This window comes from Faecalibacterium sp. 7, assembly GCF_049562865.1.
Lineage (GTDB): Bacteria > Bacillota > Clostridia > Oscillospirales > Ruminococcaceae > Faecalibacterium > Faecalibacterium wellingii.
The window spans coordinates 495,479-512,171 of sequence record NZ_CP186911.1; the positions used below are offsets into that span (position 1 = coordinate 495,479).

General features: G+C 57.2%; 18 protein-coding genes and 1 pseudogene. 2 read left to right on the forward strand and 17 right to left on the reverse strand.

Annotation, left to right across the window (positions count from 1 at the left end; translation table 11 throughout):
- Window positions 1-14: 14 nt before the first annotated feature.
- On the reverse strand, window positions 15-1,307 hold the full coding sequence (locus ACKXF7_RS02555; RefSeq protein WP_418265408.1) for an adenylosuccinate synthase: 1,293 nt from the start codon (window positions 1,305-1,307) through the stop codon (window positions 15-17).
- 204 nt (window positions 1,308-1,511) lie between these two features.
- Window positions 1,512-1,736, reverse strand: a complete 225-nt coding sequence (locus ACKXF7_RS02560) for a DUF896 domain-containing protein (RefSeq protein ID WP_154260758.1) — start codon at window positions 1,734-1,736, stop codon at window positions 1,512-1,514.
- 131 nt (window positions 1,737-1,867) lie between these two features.
- Between ACKXF7_RS02560 and ACKXF7_RS02565 the strand changes: the two genes are divergently transcribed.
- A complete protein-coding gene (locus ACKXF7_RS02565; protein WP_423742047.1) occupies window positions 1,868-2,497 on the forward strand; it encodes an epoxyqueuosine reductase QueH in 630 nt (209 codons plus the stop codon).
- 159 nt (window positions 2,498-2,656) lie between these two features.
- Here ACKXF7_RS02565 and ACKXF7_RS02570 read toward each other — a convergent pair whose 3' ends face one another.
- From ACKXF7_RS02570 to rsxC, 7 genes and pseudogenes are all read right to left on the reverse strand, one after another.
- Window positions 2,657-3,796: an MFS transporter gene (locus ACKXF7_RS02570; protein WP_423742048.1), complete on the reverse strand. Its 1,140-nt coding sequence runs from the start codon at window positions 3,794-3,796 to the stop codon at window positions 2,657-2,659.
- Window positions 3,797-4,208: 412 nt separating this feature from the next.
- The gene (locus ACKXF7_RS02575; RefSeq protein WP_249237934.1) at window positions 4,209-5,108 is read right to left on the reverse strand and encodes an RnfABCDGE type electron transport complex subunit B; all 900 of its coding nucleotides are present in this window, start codon (window positions 5,106-5,108) and stop codon (window positions 4,209-4,211) included.
- 15 nt (window positions 5,109-5,123) lie between these two features.
- A pseudogene (locus ACKXF7_RS02580) lies at window positions 5,124-5,755 on the reverse strand (electron transport complex protein RnfA).
- 1 nt (window position 5,756) lies between these two features.
- Window positions 5,757-6,422, reverse strand: a complete 666-nt coding sequence (gene rsxE / locus ACKXF7_RS02585) for an electron transport complex subunit RsxE (protein ID WP_005943886.1) — start codon at window positions 6,420-6,422, stop codon at window positions 5,757-5,759.
- 16 nt (window positions 6,423-6,438) lie between these two features.
- Window positions 6,439-6,987 (reverse strand): FMN-binding protein, encoded by a 549-nt coding sequence (locus ACKXF7_RS02590; protein WP_249237933.1) that lies wholly within the window; start codon window positions 6,985-6,987, stop codon window positions 6,439-6,441.
- Window positions 6,984-7,943, reverse strand: coding sequence for an RnfABCDGE type electron transport complex subunit D (locus ACKXF7_RS02595; RefSeq protein ID WP_418265406.1), 960 nt, complete (start codon window positions 7,941-7,943; stop codon window positions 6,984-6,986). The genes ACKXF7_RS02590 and ACKXF7_RS02595 overlap by 4 nt, the downstream gene beginning before the upstream one ends.
- Window positions 7,943-9,277 carry an electron transport complex subunit RsxC gene (gene rsxC, locus ACKXF7_RS02600; protein WP_097777390.1) on the reverse strand — a complete coding sequence of 445 codons (1,335 nt, stop codon included), beginning with the start codon at window positions 9,275-9,277 and terminating at the stop codon, window positions 7,943-7,945. The genes ACKXF7_RS02595 and rsxC overlap by 1 nt, the downstream gene beginning before the upstream one ends.
- 294 nt (window positions 9,278-9,571) lie before the next feature.
- Here rsxC and ACKXF7_RS02605 point away from each other — a divergent pair, with 294 nt between their 5' ends.
- Complete coding sequence (locus tag ACKXF7_RS02605; protein ID WP_005943878.1) at window positions 9,572-9,697, forward strand: hypothetical protein; 126 nt, start codon at window positions 9,572-9,574, stop codon at window positions 9,695-9,697.
- A 163-nt stretch (window positions 9,698-9,860) separates the two neighbouring features.
- Here ACKXF7_RS02605 and ACKXF7_RS02610 read toward each other — a convergent pair whose 3' ends face one another.
- The 8 genes from ACKXF7_RS02610 to ACKXF7_RS02645 form a co-directional block, all read right to left on the reverse strand.
- Complete coding sequence (locus ACKXF7_RS02610; protein WP_423742049.1) at window positions 9,861-10,418, reverse strand: hypothetical protein; 558 nt, start codon at window positions 10,416-10,418, stop codon at window positions 9,861-9,863.
- Between the two features lie 58 nt (window positions 10,419-10,476).
- Window positions 10,477-11,007, reverse strand: a complete 531-nt coding sequence (locus ACKXF7_RS02615; RefSeq protein ID WP_423742050.1) for a hypothetical protein — start codon at window positions 11,005-11,007, stop codon at window positions 10,477-10,479.
- A 249-nt stretch (window positions 11,008-11,256) separates the two neighbouring features.
- On the reverse strand, window positions 11,257-11,805 hold the full coding sequence (locus tag ACKXF7_RS02620; protein WP_423742051.1) for a hypothetical protein: 549 nt from the start codon (window positions 11,803-11,805) through the stop codon (window positions 11,257-11,259).
- A gap of 56 nt (window positions 11,806-11,861) precedes the next feature.
- A complete protein-coding gene (locus ACKXF7_RS02625; protein WP_423742052.1) occupies window positions 11,862-12,401 on the reverse strand; it encodes a hypothetical protein in 540 nt (179 codons plus the stop codon).
- A gap of 242 nt (window positions 12,402-12,643) precedes the next feature.
- A complete protein-coding gene (locus tag ACKXF7_RS02630; RefSeq protein WP_423742053.1) occupies window positions 12,644-13,180 on the reverse strand; it encodes a DUF5662 family protein in 537 nt (178 codons plus the stop codon).
- A gap of 64 nt (window positions 13,181-13,244) precedes the next feature.
- Entirely contained in the window at window positions 13,245-15,122 is a 1,878-nt protein-coding gene (locus ACKXF7_RS02635; RefSeq protein WP_423742054.1) for a glycosyltransferase family 2 protein, read from the reverse strand.
- A gap of 1 nt (window position 15,123) precedes the next feature.
- A complete protein-coding gene (locus ACKXF7_RS02640; RefSeq protein ID WP_005943870.1) occupies window positions 15,124-15,867 on the reverse strand; it encodes an ABC transporter ATP-binding protein in 744 nt (247 codons plus the stop codon).
- Between the two features lie 12 nt (window positions 15,868-15,879).
- Window positions 15,880-16,689 (reverse strand): ABC transporter permease, encoded by an 810-nt coding sequence (locus tag ACKXF7_RS02645; RefSeq protein ID WP_339396304.1) that lies wholly within the window; start codon window positions 16,687-16,689, stop codon window positions 15,880-15,882.
- Between the last annotated feature and the right edge of the window lie 4 nt (window positions 16,690-16,693).

Genomic DNA, 16,693 nt, shown 5'->3' on the forward strand with positions numbered 1-16,693 from the left:
GGCTGCCGGGAACATCAGACGCGATGGATGTAAGCCTCACGCTCGGCACCCACCGAGATATAGGTGATCTTGCAGCCAACAGCCTTTTCCAGATATTCCACGTAGTCCTGTGCTTCCTTGGGCAGGTCTTCCCACTTGCGGGCCGCGGTGATATCGCAGTGCCAGCCGGGCAGGTACTCCACCACGGGCTGTGCGGTATCCAGAGCTTCACCCATGGGGAAGCGGGTGGTGGTGCTGCCGTCGGTCAGCTTATAAGCGGTGACCATGGGGATCTTTTCCATGTAGTCCAGCACGTCCAGCAGGGTCAGGGCAACTTCATCGCAGCCCTGGCAGAACACGCCGTAGCGGCTTGCCACCAGATCGATGGGACCCACGCGGCGGGGACGGCCGGTGGCTGCGCCGTACTCGTGGCCAGCCTCACGCAGGTCGTGCTTTTCCTCTTCGGTCATTGCCAGCTCGGCAGCGAAGGGGCCGTCGCCCACGCAGGAGGAGTAAGCCTTCATGACACCGATGGAGTTGTGCAGCTTGTGGCCCGGGATGCCTGCGCCGATGGGAGCGTAGGCACCGATGACGTTGGAAGAGGTGGTGTAGGGGTAGATGCCGAAATCGATGTCGCGCAGAGCGCCAAGCTGTGCCTCAAACAGCACCTTCTTGCCCTCGGCATCGGCATCGGCCAGATACTGGCCCACATCGCAGATGTAGTCCTTGAAGATGGCGGCATACTTTTCGAGCCATGCCCACATCTCATCCACGCTGATGGGAGCGGCGTTGTAGCTGCCCTCCATCACCAGATTCTTGGAATCCACCATGGTGACCAGGCGCTTCTTCACCGCGTCGTCCAGATGCAGCAGGTCGCCCATGCGCAGGGTCTTCTTCATGTACTTATCACCGTAAGCGTAGGCGATGCCGCGCTTGGTGGAGCCGAACTGTGCGCCGGTCTTGGACAGACGTGCCTCTTCCAGACCATCCTGCTCCACATGGTAGGGCATGGTGATGGTTGCACGGTCGGAGATCTTCAGGTTTGCCGGGCTGATTTCAACGCCCTGCTCCCGCAGCTTGTTGATCTCGCCGTCCAGATGATGCGGGTCGATGACCATGCCGTTGCCCATGACGCAGACGACATTGGGGCGCAGGATGCCGGAGGGCAGCAGGTTCAGCACGAACTTGCCGCGCTCGTTCTTCACCGTGTGACCGGCGTTGTTGCCGCCCTGATAGCGTGCAACGATGTCATACTCCTGGCTGATGAGGTCGACCATGCGGCCCTTGCCTTCATCGCCCCAGTTGATACCCGTAATTGCAGTAAGCATAATAAATGACCTCTTTATCATTTTTTCAAAAGACAGCCTTTTCCGTGCACCTTGCCCGGGATACGCCACCTTGGGAAAGCGCACCGGCGCATCATGCACGCACCAATGCTAGTATAGTATAGCACAGTTTCCCGCGCAAAAAAAGAGGAAAACGCAGCTTTGAGCTGCGTTTTCCTCCAAAAAAGTGCGCGTAAAATTGTGCGTTCAGCTGCGGGGCTTCTCAAGGTCGGCACGGAGGGTCACCTTGTGGATGGTGCCGTCCGGCTCCTGAATGGAGGTGTTGGCCAGCTGTGCGCGCAGGCTGGCCTTCATATCATCGATGTACTCGCGGCGCAGGGCCTGCTGCTCTGCCTTTTCGGCCTCGGTCAGGCCGGTGGTCTTGCTCTTTTTTGCCAGCTCGTTGATGCGGGCGATCTTTTCCTGTGTCATGGGGCCTCCTGTATTTTCAAGCGGAATATGTTATAATAAGAAAATAAACCCTCTCAGTCATTGCTATGCAATGCCAGCTCTCCCGAAGGGGCGAGCTTTTTAAGGAATTTTCTCAATCAGTATAGCAAAGGATGATAAAAATGGCAACTCAATTGAATTTTGCACAGCAGATGGATGCCGTGCTCAAGGAGCTGGGCGGCACCCGTCCGCGCCTGCTGCTGCACGCCTGCTGCGGGCCCTGTTCCAGCGCCGTGCTGGAACAGCTGTGCCAGTATTTTGAAATCACGGTGCTTTACTATAACCCCAACACCTGGCCTGCGGAAGAATACCACCGCCGCGGCGAGGAACTGAAGAAGTTCGTGGCGGCAGCCCATCCTCTGGGTGTGACCGTGGTGGAGGACCACTACGACCCGCAGGAGTTCTACTCCGCCGTCACCGGCCTTGAAAACGAGCCGGAGCGGGGCAGTCGGTGCACGGTCTGCTACCGGCTGCGGATGCGCCGGGCGGCACAGTACGCCAAAGAGAACGGCTTTGACTGGTTTACCACCACGCTGTCCATCAGCCCCCACAAGGACGCCAAGCGTATCAACGCCATCGGGCAGGAGCTGGAGGCAGAATTCGGGGTCAAGCATCTGCCCTCGGACTTCAAAAAGCACAACGGCTACCTGCGCAGCCTGCAGCTTTCGGAGGAATACGGCCTGTACCGGCAGGATTACTGCGGGTGCGAGTTCAGCGCGAAAGCACGTGGCATTGAGAGATAACCCTCTCAGTCATTGCTGCGCAATGCCAGCTCCCCCGAGAGGGGAGTTTTTTCTACTTCCCAACGGTTATTTTCTTTACTGAAAAGAGAATACCAAACGGTTTTAGCGCATAAAGCTCCCCCCTTCGGGGGGAGCTGGCGCGATAGCGCCTGAGAGGGTTTATTCTTCCGGCAATCTAGCTGCCAGCAGGGTGAAAATAATCAGCCCCACACAGGGCACGATGTTGGACGCCATACCGGCGGCAAGGCCCGCCTTTTCGGCCACGATGCCGATGATCCACGGCATGAGGATGGCACCGCTGGACGCCGCCGGCAGCATGATGCCCATGCTGGTAACGCTGGTCATGCGGCCTGCGCTGGCGACCGCAGTGGGGTTCAGACCTGCCATCGAGAATGCAAATGCAAACAGCAGCACAATGGCCATGCTCTGCGTGTCGGCCCGCACCAGCAGCACATAGAAGAAGGTGCACAGCACGCTCATACCCACCATGGCCTTGCGCGGGTTCTTGAACGGGAACACGAACGCAATGAGCAGGCGTGCCACCAATGTGGCACCCCACATCACCGTGACGGTGTAGGCCGCCAGCGAACCGGCAATGATGCCGCTGCCCTTAAAATAGGTCACCATCCAGCCGGTAACGCTCTGCTCCGCCGCGTTCTGGCAGAACAGAAGGCCGGTCAGCAGCCAGAAGCGCGGCGCGTGCAGAAAGCTCCAGTCGATGACCTCTTTCGTCCGGGCTGTTTTCTGACTCCCGCCGCCCAGCGGAGTAAATCCATACACCAGCCAGAGCATCAGGCCCAGCACTGCCAGCAGGAATACTGCCAGTGCGGTGCTCACCCTTGCCGCCGCTGCAATGAGGAAGGGGCACAGCAGCGCACCGCAGGCGTAGCAGCTGTGCATCAGGTTCATGCCCCGGGTGCGGTTGGCCGAGTTATCGCTGACCAGAATGGTGCAGGTGTTCATGACGCTGCCCTTGGCAATGCCCACCAGAAAAAACGCCAGCGCCAGCACCGCCACGGCCCCCGTCAGGCCCATCAGGCTGTAGCCCACCGCGTAGCCGATGGTCAGCAGCAGCACGCTGCGTTTCATGCCCAGCGCACCGGGCAGCACGCCCACCAGAAACCCGGCGATCAGGTTGCCGATGCTCATGAGCGAGAGCAGGGTGCCGGTCATGCCGTAGGCAAAGCCGTACTCTTCCTGCAAAAGACTGACCACAACGCCAGCGCTGATGGCGCAGATGCCGCTGAAGAAGAAGGTAAGAAAGCCTGTATTCCGCAGGCGTGCAGACTGTTGTTCCATAATCGTCCTCTTTCTGTGAAAATATCCTCCTTCTATTTAACCATAATTCCGCCTCATTGCAACCGGATTTTCTTACAAAAAGTTGCAAAAAGCCCGCCGGGTTCGGACGATTTAAAATGCCCTCCGCTTGCGCTCTGGGCATAATTCAAGGAAATATTACTCTGGATTTCGGTAGAACGGAACGCCTGCGGGCGTTCCGTTCTACCATTTTCACGAGAAGAGTCGCAATGGTAAACTGCATTTGCAGCGCCGCTTCCTTCGGAAGCGCGGCGCTGCGGAGTGCGTTGCTATTTGCCTTTACAGCCTCTCCCGTGAAAAAGTGGTTCAGAGCAACACGGAGGGCATTCCCAATCATTTTCTATGTAAAAAGCCCGCCGGGCATCGCTGCACGGCGGGCTTTGGTTTTTACAGTTTACTCTGCCTTGGTCTCGGGCTTTGCCTCAGCCTTGGCTTCCGGCTTTGCTGCGGGGGCAGCAGCGGGAGCGGCGGGCTTCACCACCGGCTTCGGGGGATTGGGGTCATCCTTCAGCGGGAAGAGGATGATGTGCTTGGGGCACTTCTGGGCACACATGCCGCAGCCCTTGCACTTGTCGTAGTCGATGCGGGCCACGCCGTCCACCACGTGGATAGCGTCAAACTTACAGGTGCGCTCGCACATACCGCAGGCAATGCAGGAGGTGGTGCAGGCCTTCATGGCCACAGGACCCTTGTCCTTGTTGGAGCACATGACTACCGGCTTGCGCGGGCCGCCCACGTCGATCATAATGACCTGCTTGGGGCAGATGTTTGCGCAGGCACCGCAGCCGGTGCACTTGTCCTTGTCCACCTTGGCAACACCGTCCACAATGTGGATGGCATCGAACTTACACACCTTGGTGCAGTCGCCCAGACCAACACAGGCAAAGGAGCAGGTCTTGGGGCCGCCGTACAGCGCAGCAGCGGCTGCACAGGTCTGGATGCCCTTGTAATCGTAAGCAGGCTTGCAGTGCTCGGAATTGCCCTGGCACTGGACAACCGCCTTCTTTTCCACAGCGCTGGCCGTGCCGCCCATGATCTTGGCAATGGCAGCGGCAGCCTTGGGGCCGCCGGGTGCGCACTTGTCGCAGGGCACGCCGTCCATGACCACAGCCTTTGCGTAGTCCGCACAGCCTGCGTAGCCGCAGCCGCCGCAGTTTGCACCGGCAAGGCAGTTGGTAACTTCTTCAATGCGGGGGTCTTCCTCCACCGCCATGAACTTGGCCGCTGCGACCAGAACGATCGCGCCGACTGCGCCCACGATGGTACACAGGATAACAGCAGATACAATATTCATAATCCTGTTCCTCCCTTACAGCGTGACATTGAACAGGTTTTCGACGATACCGCCGAAGCCCATGAAGGACAGGCTGGTGATTGCTGCTGCGATCAGGGTGATGGGCAGGCCCTTAAAGGGTGCCGGGGATCGCAGGCTTCCACGCGCTTGCGCACGCCGCTGAACATGACCATGGCCAGCATGAAGCCGCAGCCTGCGCCGATGGCACAGACCAGAGCCTCAATGTAAGCAACACCGAAGCCCATAGCAGCCACATCTGCGCCGTAGTCGCCCACGACCAGAATGGTGACAGCCAGAACACAGCAGTTGGTGGTGATCAGGGGCAGGTAAACGCCCAGAGAGTTATACAGTGCAACCACGTACTTCTTGAGGAAGATCTCGATGAACTGCACCAGAACAGCAATGACCAGAATGAACACGATGGTCTGCAGGTAGCTCAGACCAGCCGGGTCCAGAATGAAGATCTGGATGGGGAAGGTAACGGCCGTTGCCATGAACATGACGAAGATAACAGCGCCGGACATACCAACCGCAGAATCCAGCTTTTTGGAAACGCCCAGGAACGGGCAGATACCGTAGAACTTCACCAGCACGTAGTTGTTGACCAGGATCATGCTGAAGAAGATCGCAGCGAGTTTTACTAACATCTTATTCTGCCTCCTTCTTCAGGTTATCAAGGTCGCAGCAGCTCTTGCGCTCGATGCGGGCATCCAGCTTGCCTTCCAGCCATACACAGCCGGCCATCAACAGGCCAAAGCAGAAGAATGCGCCGGGAGCCTGCGTCATGATGGAGACCTTGGCAACGCTTTCCGGGATCACCTGGAAGCCCAGCCAGGTGCCGCTGCCCAGGATCTCACGGATGGAGGCCATCAAGGTAGCGGTGAGGGTGTAGCCAACGCCCATGCCCACGCCGTCCAGTGCGGAGTCCACGATGCTGTTCTTGCAGGCGAACATCTCGGCACGGCCCAGAATGATACAGTTGACAACGATCAGGGGCAGGAACACGCCCAGAGCGTTGTACAGGCTTTCCATGTAAGCCTGCATGAACATCTGAACGATGGTCACGAAGCTTGCGATAATGACGATGTAGCAGGGCAGATGCACCTTGCCGGGGATCACCTTGCGCAGCAGGGAGATCATGATATTGGAGCACACCAGCACGAAGGTGAAGGCGGCACCCATGCCCAGAGCGCTGGAAACTGCGGTGGTAACTGCCAGAATGGAGCAGGTACCCAGAACCAGACGCAGAACGGGGTTTTCTTTGATAATGCCGTTGGTAAGGATGCTTACCTTGGACTTATTTTCTTGTGCCATTTCTTACCAACCTCCTTTACGCCAGCTCGTTGTAGCAGTTGACACAGTCATTGATGGCAGCAAACAGAGCGGTGGACGAAATGGTTGCGCCGCTGTAGGCATCGTAATCCTGATTCATCACAATGTTCTGGGTGCCATCCATGCCATCGAACTGCGCCAGGAAGTCGTCACTGCTCACGTTGGAGCCGATGCCCTTGGTCTGGGTGGAAGCGTCTACCCAGATGCCGGTCTCGGCACCATTGGCATCAAAGCCCATGATAACGGTCAGGATACCGCCGTCAAAGCCCTTTTCCTCGGCCTTGATCGCAGTGCTGCCGTCCGGAGTCTTGACCACGCCGGTGATGCCGGCGGTGGTGTAATCGGTCACTTCTTCCAGCTCGCTGGCGTCCGAAACGGAGGGCAGCACGCCGACATAAGCGGCCAGAGTGGTGCGCTTGGTGTTCTCGGCAATGACCGGGGCGGTCATGCCGTTCACCAGTGCCAGCAGCAGGCTGGCGATCAGGGAGATAACGCTCAGCACAACAATGGGCTTGATGGTGCTCTCCCAGTTGGAAGACTTACTCATTTGCCAGCACCCTCCTTTGCTTTCTTTGCAGGCTTGATGTAGCCATACGGGGTCTGACGGGTCAGATCGTTGATGTAGGGGACCCACAGGTTCATGAACAGCAGTGCGAAGGACACGCCCTCGGTGTAGCTGCCCCAGTAACGGATGGCAAAGGTGACGATGCCCAGTGCCACGCCGTACACCAGCTTGCCCTTCAGGGTGAAGGGGCTGGTAACGTAGTCGGTAGCCATGAACACGGCACCGAACAGCAAGCCGCCGCTCAGCACGGCAACCAGAGCCTCGTGCACGCTGTGGGTAGCAATGAGGTAGAACACGAACATGCTGCCGACGTAAGAAGCCGGGATGGCGATGCTGATGGTCTTGGTGGCCACCAGATAGACAAGGCCCAGCACGATGGCCAGTGCGCAGGTCTCGCCCAGCACACCGCCATGGATGCCCATGAACAGATCCAGCAGGCTCAGCTTGGACTTATCGGCCACAGCCAGCGGGGTAGCGCTGGACAGCTGGTCCACCGCTGCATCCGGGAACACCCACTTGTTCATGGAACCGGCAAAGCTGATGAACAGCACGATACGGCCCACCAGAGCGGGGTTGGCAAAGTTCATGCCGATGCCGCCGAACAGCTGCTTGACGATGACGATGGCCACCAGATCACCGATGATGAGTTGGCCGATGGGCATGCCCACGGGCACGTTCATGGCCAGAATGATGCCGGTGACGACGGCGGACAGGTCGCTGATGGGGTTGGGCTTCTTGAGCAGCTTGCAGTACAGCCACTCAAAGGCCACGCAGGCCACCACGGACACGGCTGTTACCAGCAGTGCACGCACGCCAAAAATGATGGCAGAGGCCACCACGCAGGGGCACAGGGCGACGATCACGTTGGCCATCAGGCTCTGGGTGGTCTCTTCGCTGCGCACATGCGGGGAAGCCGAAACAATAAGCTTCGTATCCATTACTTATTGCCTCCTTTTTTGATTTCACCAAGGTAGAACGCCTTTGCCAGACTCATCATCTGGGTAACAGGGCGCTTTGCCGGGCAGACGAACGAGCAGCTGCCGCAGTTGAAGCAGTAGTCTGCATGCAGCTTGCCCAGCTCCTGCACATCGCGTGCAGCGTAAGCCTGATTGACCTCCACAGGCTCCAGACCCATGGGGCAGTACTCCACGCAGCGGCCGCAGCGGATGCAGGGATTTACCGGTGCAGGCTCTGCAGCGGCCTTGCTCAGGAAGATCAGGCCGGAGGTGGTCTTGGTGGTGGGGTAGCTCAGGTTCTCCACAGCGGGGCCCATCATGGCACCGCCGGCAACCACCTTGCCCAGCTCGCCCTTGACGCCCGCAAAATCGATGATGTCCTGATAGGCAGTGCCCACGGGGACAACGATGTTCTGGGGCTTTGCGCAGGCGTCGCCGTCCACGGTGATGGTGCGCTCGACCACCGGCATACCGGTAGCCAGATACTTGCCAAGGGTGGAGACGCTGGTCACGTTCATGACGATAGCGCCGGCATCTGCGGGCAGACCGCCGTGGGGCACTTCGCGGCCCAGACACTTTTCAATGAGGATCAGCTCTGCGCCGGTGCCGTAGACACTGGGCAGGGGCTTGACCTCGATGGTGCTGTCGCCATTGGTCTTTTTGCACAGCAGGTCGATGCACTCGGGCTTGTTGTTCTCAATGCCGATGACGCACTTCGGGATGCCGGTGTACTGCAGCACGGCCTTGATGCCGCGGATGATATCATCGCTGCAGTTCAGCATCTCCTGCGTATCGCTGGTCAGCCACACTTCGCACTCGGAAGCGTTGATCAGCAGGGTATCCACCTGCTGCTTGGGCTGCAGCTTTACGTCGGTCGGGAAGCCTGCGCCGCCCAGACCGACCAGGCCGCACTCACGCACAGCCTTGAGGAAGCTGGCCTTATCGGTCACTTCCGGTGCCTTGACAGCCGGGTCCACGGTCTGTTTGCCATCGGTCTTGATAACGACAGAGTCGCACATGCGGCCATTGGACAGACGGAAGGGCTCCACCGCGGCAACCGTGCCGGAGACGCTGGAGTGGATGTTTGCAGAGACGAAGCCGCCAGCCTCGCCGATCTTAGTGCCAACGAATACCTCGTCGCCCTTTTTGACCAGAGCTTTGGCGGGAGCGCCGATATGCTGGCTCATGAGGATGCGTACCTGCGCGGGCAGAGGCATCGGGATCGGTTTGCTTGCAGCAGTTGCCTTGTCATGCGGCGTATGCGCGCCAAGCGCCGCACGTTTCAGCTTGTTCAACATGGAATTCAAATCCCCCATTCTGCTTGAATTGCCGCCCCCACGCCCATGCAGGCGCACTGGTACAGGGACAGCAGCTGCTTAACACACTTATTGTATCATTTTGGCGTGGGAAGTCAACGACAATGGCACAAAAATGATGTATTTTCCTGAACTTTCTTTTCATTTTTTCGTGGTTATATACAACTAACCACCGTATTTTTCTTCCTGCATCCGGTGTTTGCCTTTGTATGCGGATTATGCTATACTAAGGGCAAGCAAAAACTGCGGAACGTCCCCCGCTCCGCGCCAGACTTACCAAGGAGGCTTGAAACGATGAAGGTTCTCAAAGCACTGCTCGCCGTCCTCACTGCTCTGGCGGTGGCCCTGACCGCCGCGCTGCTGTTCATTCAGGATAAGAACGCACCCCGTTATATCCAGATCTACGAGAACGAGCAGTAACCCCGCGTCCTGCACAAAAACATCCCCCAGCCTGAGCGGCACGCCGCTGCCCGGGCTGGGGGATTTGTGGTTTTTTTGCCGGGTCGGCAGATGTTGACAGACACAGAAAAGGCGCTGGCCGGAGCCAGCGCCTTTTTGTTACGCTTTAGAGTTTGGGTTTTGCTTAGTCTTTGGTGGTGCCAGAGGCAGGAGTCTCAACGGACTTCGCTACCACCACGATGTACTCCGTATCGCCGATCTTGACGGTGCCGGCACCAAGCTCCAATTCATCCACATTACCCAGATTAGCCGGCTTGCCGACTTTCTGAATATGATTCATGGTCTGATTTGCCATCCACGAGATTTTCCGTTCTTCGGTAGTAATCGGGCTCTGGGGTTTGTAGTTCTCAGCATAGCTGACAAAATAAGCCGTGTTCTTGAGGTCTTCCGCAGTAAAACCGGCAGCTTTAAGGACCGCGTCGTTAACCAAAAGATTCTTTATACCCGTTTCTTTGGCGTTCTCGGCATTTCCTGCACTTGTTGCCAGTGCGGCTGCCAGATCATCCATCTCACCGGTATGCTTGGCTCCGATCTGCTGACTCTGATTTAAGGTATCGACCAGCATATTTGCCAATTCACTTGCTGTACTGGTGCTGCCCTTACTGCCAGCACCGCAGCCCACCATGGACAGGGCCAGAACAACGGCCAGTGCGGCTGCTGCCATTTTCTTAAACAATTTCATGGTTCTATTCCTCCTAAAAAGCGATTCTTTCAGGCTTCGTTCTTATCGTTACTCATTTTCACGGCTGCTCTGTAGACGCAGATACTTTCACCAGCATCAGGAGGTACTCCGTACCACCGATTTTACCGTTTGCAAGGCCGTATTCTTCTGCCTTTACATTAACGCTCTGGTGTTCCATATTGGACAGCCCGTTGTACAGACCATTGCCAAGTGCCTCGACCTTATTATCATTATAGAAGTTGCTGGTGAAGGTGGACTTGACCAGCACAAACTGATAATTTTGGGCGTTTGTAATACCTGCAGCCGCAAAGACCGCTCGATCACCTACCAGCTGAAGGACCGTCTTACCCTTGTTTGCTTCGTCTTCAGAAGCCTCGTTTGCTTTCTGAATCAGCTTTTCTGCCAGTGTATCCAGCTCATCCTTGTGTTCAGCCGTAATGTCATAGTTCATTTTGATCTGGTCAGCCAGATAATCTTTGACTGCACCTGTAATGTCGCCGCTGCCCGTGCCGCCTGCACCGCAGCCCACCATAGACAGGGCCAGAACAGCTGCCAGAGCGGCTGCTGCCAGTTTCTTGAACAGTTTCATTTTGCATTTCCTCCTGAATATCAGAGTTTTTTCACACCCAAGCGGAACCCCTCCGGCTTGGATGAGTTAAGTTTACCCCCCCCCCGTACCCTTTTGTCAATGCGCGGATGCCACAAAAAAGCGGTGCACTTTTTGGCAGTAAAGTGCACCGCTGACACAGAAAAGGCGCTGGCCGGAGCCAGCGCCTTTTTGTTATGCTGTGAATTTCCGTATTTGTTTAGTCCCCGGTGCCCGGAGTAGTAGCAGTCTTTACTTTATGGGCATCATGACCACAACCGCATAGGTCTTGTCGCCAATTTTACCAACAGCAACGCCGACATCTGCTTTCTTTGTTGTATTGATCCGACTGCCCGGCAGCACAGTAACGCCGTTCTGCGTCAGCTGCACAGTAAAGCTGCTCTGCATCAGATTCATAAAGAAGAATTGCTGCTTATAAGCATTCGGCATCAGACTGCTATTGTACTGATGATCCTCTGCGCAGCTGACCAGATAGGTTTTGTCTGCTTCAAAGCCCATACCGTCTTCCTTGCTGGCAGCTATCAGCAGAGCATCCACAGACTTCTCATTCTGTTCTGCAGAGCCATAAAGCTCCGCTGCCTTATTCAGCAGGTTCTGTGCAATGCCATCCATTGCAGCAGTGTTGTTGATCTCTGCACCACCCTGATCTGCACTATCAGCAATCAGGTTCAGCACGAGCTGCTTGGTAGCGTTGACACTATTTGCCTTGCCGCAGCCCACCATGGACAGGGCCAGAACAGCTGCCAGTGCAGCAGCTGCCAGTTTTTTGAACAATTTCATGTTCTTGTTCCTCCTAAAATCTATTTACAGGTTGATGTTCTGTTTTAGCCGGTCGGTCAGGCCCTTGCATTTTGCACCAGCAGAACCAGATAGTTCCTGCCCTTGATCGTACCCGTAGCTACGCCCATCTCGATCGAATCGTTATCACTAATTCCAGGGGTGCCGATTTTAACGATCATATTATCATAGGAACTCGTCTCGCCGTAATTGTGGCTTTCGGTTGCCCAAGCGAGTGCGCCCTGCATGTCATAAACGTAGTTTTGCTGCCACATTTCTGTACGCAGCTGGGTATAAGGCGCAAAGATCGCAATGTAATTGCCCTTGTCGTACTTTTGCAGAAGTTCTTGCACCGTCTCATTATTGCCTTCTGCTTCTCCAGCCTTTGCAGCAGCAGCAATGAGTGCAGCCGCTTCCGTATCCATGGCAGTGGTGTGGGTCGCAGTCTTGCCACTCAGGTAGTATTCATCTTCGATCAGATTCAGCACTTCGTTCTTCAGATCAAGTGCCGAGCCCGTGCCGCCTGCACCGCAGCCCACCATAGACAGGGCCAGAACAGCTGCCAGAGCGGCTGCTGCCAGTTTCTTGAACAGTTTCATTTTGCATTTCCTCCTGAATATCAGAGTTTTTTCACACTCAAGCGGAGCCCCTCCGGCTTGGATGAGTTAAGTTTACCCCCCCCCCCCGTACCCTTTTGTCAATTCGCGGATAACACAAAAATAATGTGTATTTTTGTGCAGTCCCGCTTGATGGCCAACCGGAGTGGTTTTATGTTTTTTCATGGCATACAAAAAACACCGCCGGGTCTCCCTCAGCGGTGTTTTTATACAAAATATTCCTTTTAGTAATCTTTTTCGCAGCCCAGCAGGTATTTCATGTGCTCAAAGGTGCGGTCATGCCCAAGGTCACGCACCATTTTCAGCAGCTCTTCCAGCAGGGCACGGGTCTCCGGGTGGAGCAGGTAGTGGGTCTTGCTGCGCTCGTAGTATTCCCACGGGGAAGCATCCGTGTACTTGTCGCCCAGATAGATCTGGCTGGCGGCCACGCGGTCGCACACCATTTCGCACACATAGCGCAGGGGCATCTTCATGCCGGCAAGGCCCGCCTTCCGGGTGCTGTAGTCGATCCAGTATTCCAGATGGTGCTTGTTGCGGCCCTTGTGGTGCAGCCACGCGGAGGAGTAGCCCCGCGCCGCGCGCTCGGCCTCGTTGGGGCTGTGGTCGCCCTGATAGTAGATGCACCCCGGGATGAACTCGGTGGGGCTGTACTTGCTCAGGTCATGGGCAAGGCCCTGCTTGTAGAGTCCGCAGGCAAAACAGTATTTCATCACCAGCAGCTTGTGCCGGGTGATGGTCTCAAAATGGCCTTTGATGTTCATTTGGTGCTCCTCCTAATAACCCTCTCAGCCATCACTGCGCTCACGTCAGTGCGCCTGAGAGGGTTCACCCCCTCCACTGCACCGTGATGCGTCCCTCTTTCAGCCCGCGCAGATCATTGCTTTCGGAAAAATCCTCCCGGTCCATGGTCAGGTTGGGGTTATAGTAGGGGTCGTGCAGGATGTTCGCCTTGCCGTGCACGGCATACAGCCGCTGCTGCTCGGCGGCAAAGCGCCGGGCCTTCACCGGGTCTTTTTCGTCGCCGCCGCGGCTCTTGCTCTCGTAATGGGTCAACTGGGCGTAGGGTGTCCATGCAATGCGGCAGCCTGCATCCCGCACCCGCAGGCAGAAGTCCACATCGTTGAAGGCCACCGCAAAGGCTTCGTCCAGACCGCCCACTTCGTCCCATACGCTGGTCTTTACCAGCAGGCAGGCACCGGTGACGGCGGAAAAGTCCTGCACCGTTGCAGCGCGGAACATGTAGCCGCTGCCACCCGCCTTGCGGTATTTGTGGCTGTGGCCCGCGTAGCCGCCAAGGCCGGTCACAACGCCCGCATGCTGCAACGTCTCGTCCGGGTAAAGCAGCTCCGCGCCGCAGATGGCCGCGCCGCCGGGGTGAGCACACTGCCGCAGCAGCTCGGTGAGCCAGTCGGCATTGCGCACCTCCACGTCGTTGTTCAGCAGCAGCAGGTAATCCCCGCTGGCGTACTGTCGGCCAAAGTTGTTGATGCCGGAGAAGTTGAAGCCCTTCTGCGGGTAGTTGACCACCTGCAGGCCGTCGTAGCGCTGCCGGGCTTCCTTATAATAGGTAAAGGTGGCCGGGTCGGTGGAGTTGTTCTCGATGACGATGACCTCAAAGTTCTCCCAGCTGGTTTTGGTCCAGATGCTGTGCAGGCACTTTTCCAGGTCCCCGGTGTGGTCCTTATTGGGGATGAGGATGCTCACCTTCGGTTCGCCCACAATGTCCCACTTCACCCGGTAGGTGCTGGGAAACAGGCCATCCTCCACGGTGCCGGTGCGTCCGGTGCGGGCCAGATGGTCGGCCAGCGCCTTTTTTGCCGCCGCCGCCACATAGGGCTTGGCGTCCGCGCCGCCGGAGGTGGAGCCTGCGTGCACCCGCCAGTAGTACAGCACCTGCGGCACATGGGCCGCGCCGCCGGTCTTTTCGGCAAGGCGCAGGAACAGGTCGTGGTCCTGACTGCCGTCGCACTCCGGGCGCTCGCCGCCAATGGCGTCCCACAGGGCTTTCCGGAACACCGCCAGATGGCAGATGTAGTTGCAGCACAGCAGGTAGTCCGGGGCGTAGTCCGGCTTGAAGTGGGCCACCATGGGCCGCTGGATGCTCTTGGAAAAAAGTGCCTCATCGCTGTACAGAAAGCCGTCCGGCTCGCCGCGCTGCCGCAGCTGCAGAATGGCTTTGCCCATGGTGTACAGGGCATGGGGTGCCAGAATGTCATCGTGGTCGGCAAGGGCCAGATATTCCCCTGCGGCAAGCTCTGCCGCCGCATTTGTGTTGGCCGCAATGCCCTTGTTTTCGATCTTTTTGTATACGATACGTTGATATTTTGTCTGATATTCCTCTACGATGCGCTTCACATCGGCATGTTCTGCATCGGAAGCATCCGCAAGGCAGAGCTGACCGTTGGGGGACGTCTGGTTCACAAAGGAATCCAGAAATTCCCGCAGGTATTTTTCCGGTGTATTATACAGCGGGGTCAGGATGCTGATGGTGGGCAGGCCGCAGTCTGCCGCCGTTTTGCCGGCCATTTCTGCTTTTTGGGCTTCCAGCACCTTTTTGGCGGGCAGATAGCGGGCACGCTTGCCAAAGCAGCGGCGCTTGACAAAGCCCGCGCCCCGTTTGAGCATGGTGGGCAGGCCCTCGTCCCTCGTCAGCTGCACCGCATAGCCTGCCAGCTCTCGGGCGCGTTTCAGTCGTACATTCATATCAGGCCTCGCCGCGCTGCGTTGCCTTGTAGGCCGCGCAGACCGTTGCCGTATCGCCGTTCATTTTCAGGTGGCCGTGGCTCAGCCATGCCACCTTGCTGCACATGCGCTCGATCTGCTCGATGGAGTGGGACACCAGAATGACCGTGGTGCCGCCTGCCATCAGCTCCTGCATCCGCTTTTCGCACTTCTGCTGGAACAGGAAATCGCCCACCGAAAGCACCTCGTCCGCAATGAGGATATCGGGCTTGGTGATGGTGGCAATGGCAAAGCCGATGCGGGCCACCATGCCGGAGGAGTAGTTTTTGAGCGGCACATCCAGAAAGTTCTGCAGCTCGCTGAACTCCACGATCTCATCAAATTTTTCGTCCAGATACTTGGGCGAGAAGCCCAGCACCGTGCCGTTGAGATAGATGTTCTCGCGGGCGGTCAGGTCCATATCAAAGCCCGCGCCCAGCTCGATGAGCGGGGCGATGGAGCCGCGGACCGTCACCTTGCCCTTGCTGGGCTTGTACACGCCCGCAATGGTCTTGAGCAGGGTGGACTTGCCCGAGCCGTTCAGGCCCACAAGGCCGTAGAAATCGCCGGGCATGATGTCCAGACTCACGTCCTTGAGGGCGTAAAATTCATCGTACTGCAGGCGGCCCTGCACCATGGCAAGGAAGTATTCCTTCAGGCTCTCATGCTTTTCCTTGGAGAGGTTGAAGCACATGGAAACATTGTCCACTTTGATGATCGGTTCCATTGTTCTTCCTCCTTAAATATGCAGCACAAAGCGGTCCTGCGTTTTGCGGAACACCCACACGCCCACCAGCATGGAGAGCACGGCGCAGCAGCCGCACACCGCGAACATGTTGAAATCCAGCGGGATGCCCCACATCACGGTACGGCGGAAGCCTGTGATGTACCAGTACATGGGGTTCAGCTTGATGATCTGCTGCATGTTGAACCCGCCGATGGAAAAGGTCATCTGGGTGGGGTCGTAGAAGATGGCGGAAAAATACAGCAATGCGGTGATGAACACGCTCCAGATGTGCATGATATCCCGGAAGAACACGGTGGCCGCTGCCAGAAGCAGGCCCACGCCCAGACTGAAGAAGAACAGCGTCACCAGCGGGTAGACCGCCTCGATGAGGGTCAGGTGGAAGGGTGCACCGGTGAAGATCATCACCAGCAGCAGTGCCACAAAGCTGAACACGCAGTTCACCATGGCAAAGCAGCACTTTTCCAGCGGGAAGATATACTTGGGGATATACACCTTTTTGAGCAGGGGCGCTGCGCCCAGCACGCTGCTCATGCCGGTGGAGGTGGCCTCGTTGAAGAAGTTGAACAGCAGCTGGCCGCACATCAGGAACACGGCAAAGTTGTCGATGCCGCTGCCCCGCATGTCCATCAGACTGCTGAACACGGCCCAGTACACAAGGCACATGAGCAGCGGGTTCAGAACGCTCCACACCACGCCCAGCACGCTGCGGCGGTATTTGAGCTTGAAGTCACGGCTGACCAGATTCCACAGCAGGTAGCGGTAGCGCCAGAAGCCGTTCCACATTGCTTTGAATTTTGCCACAGGC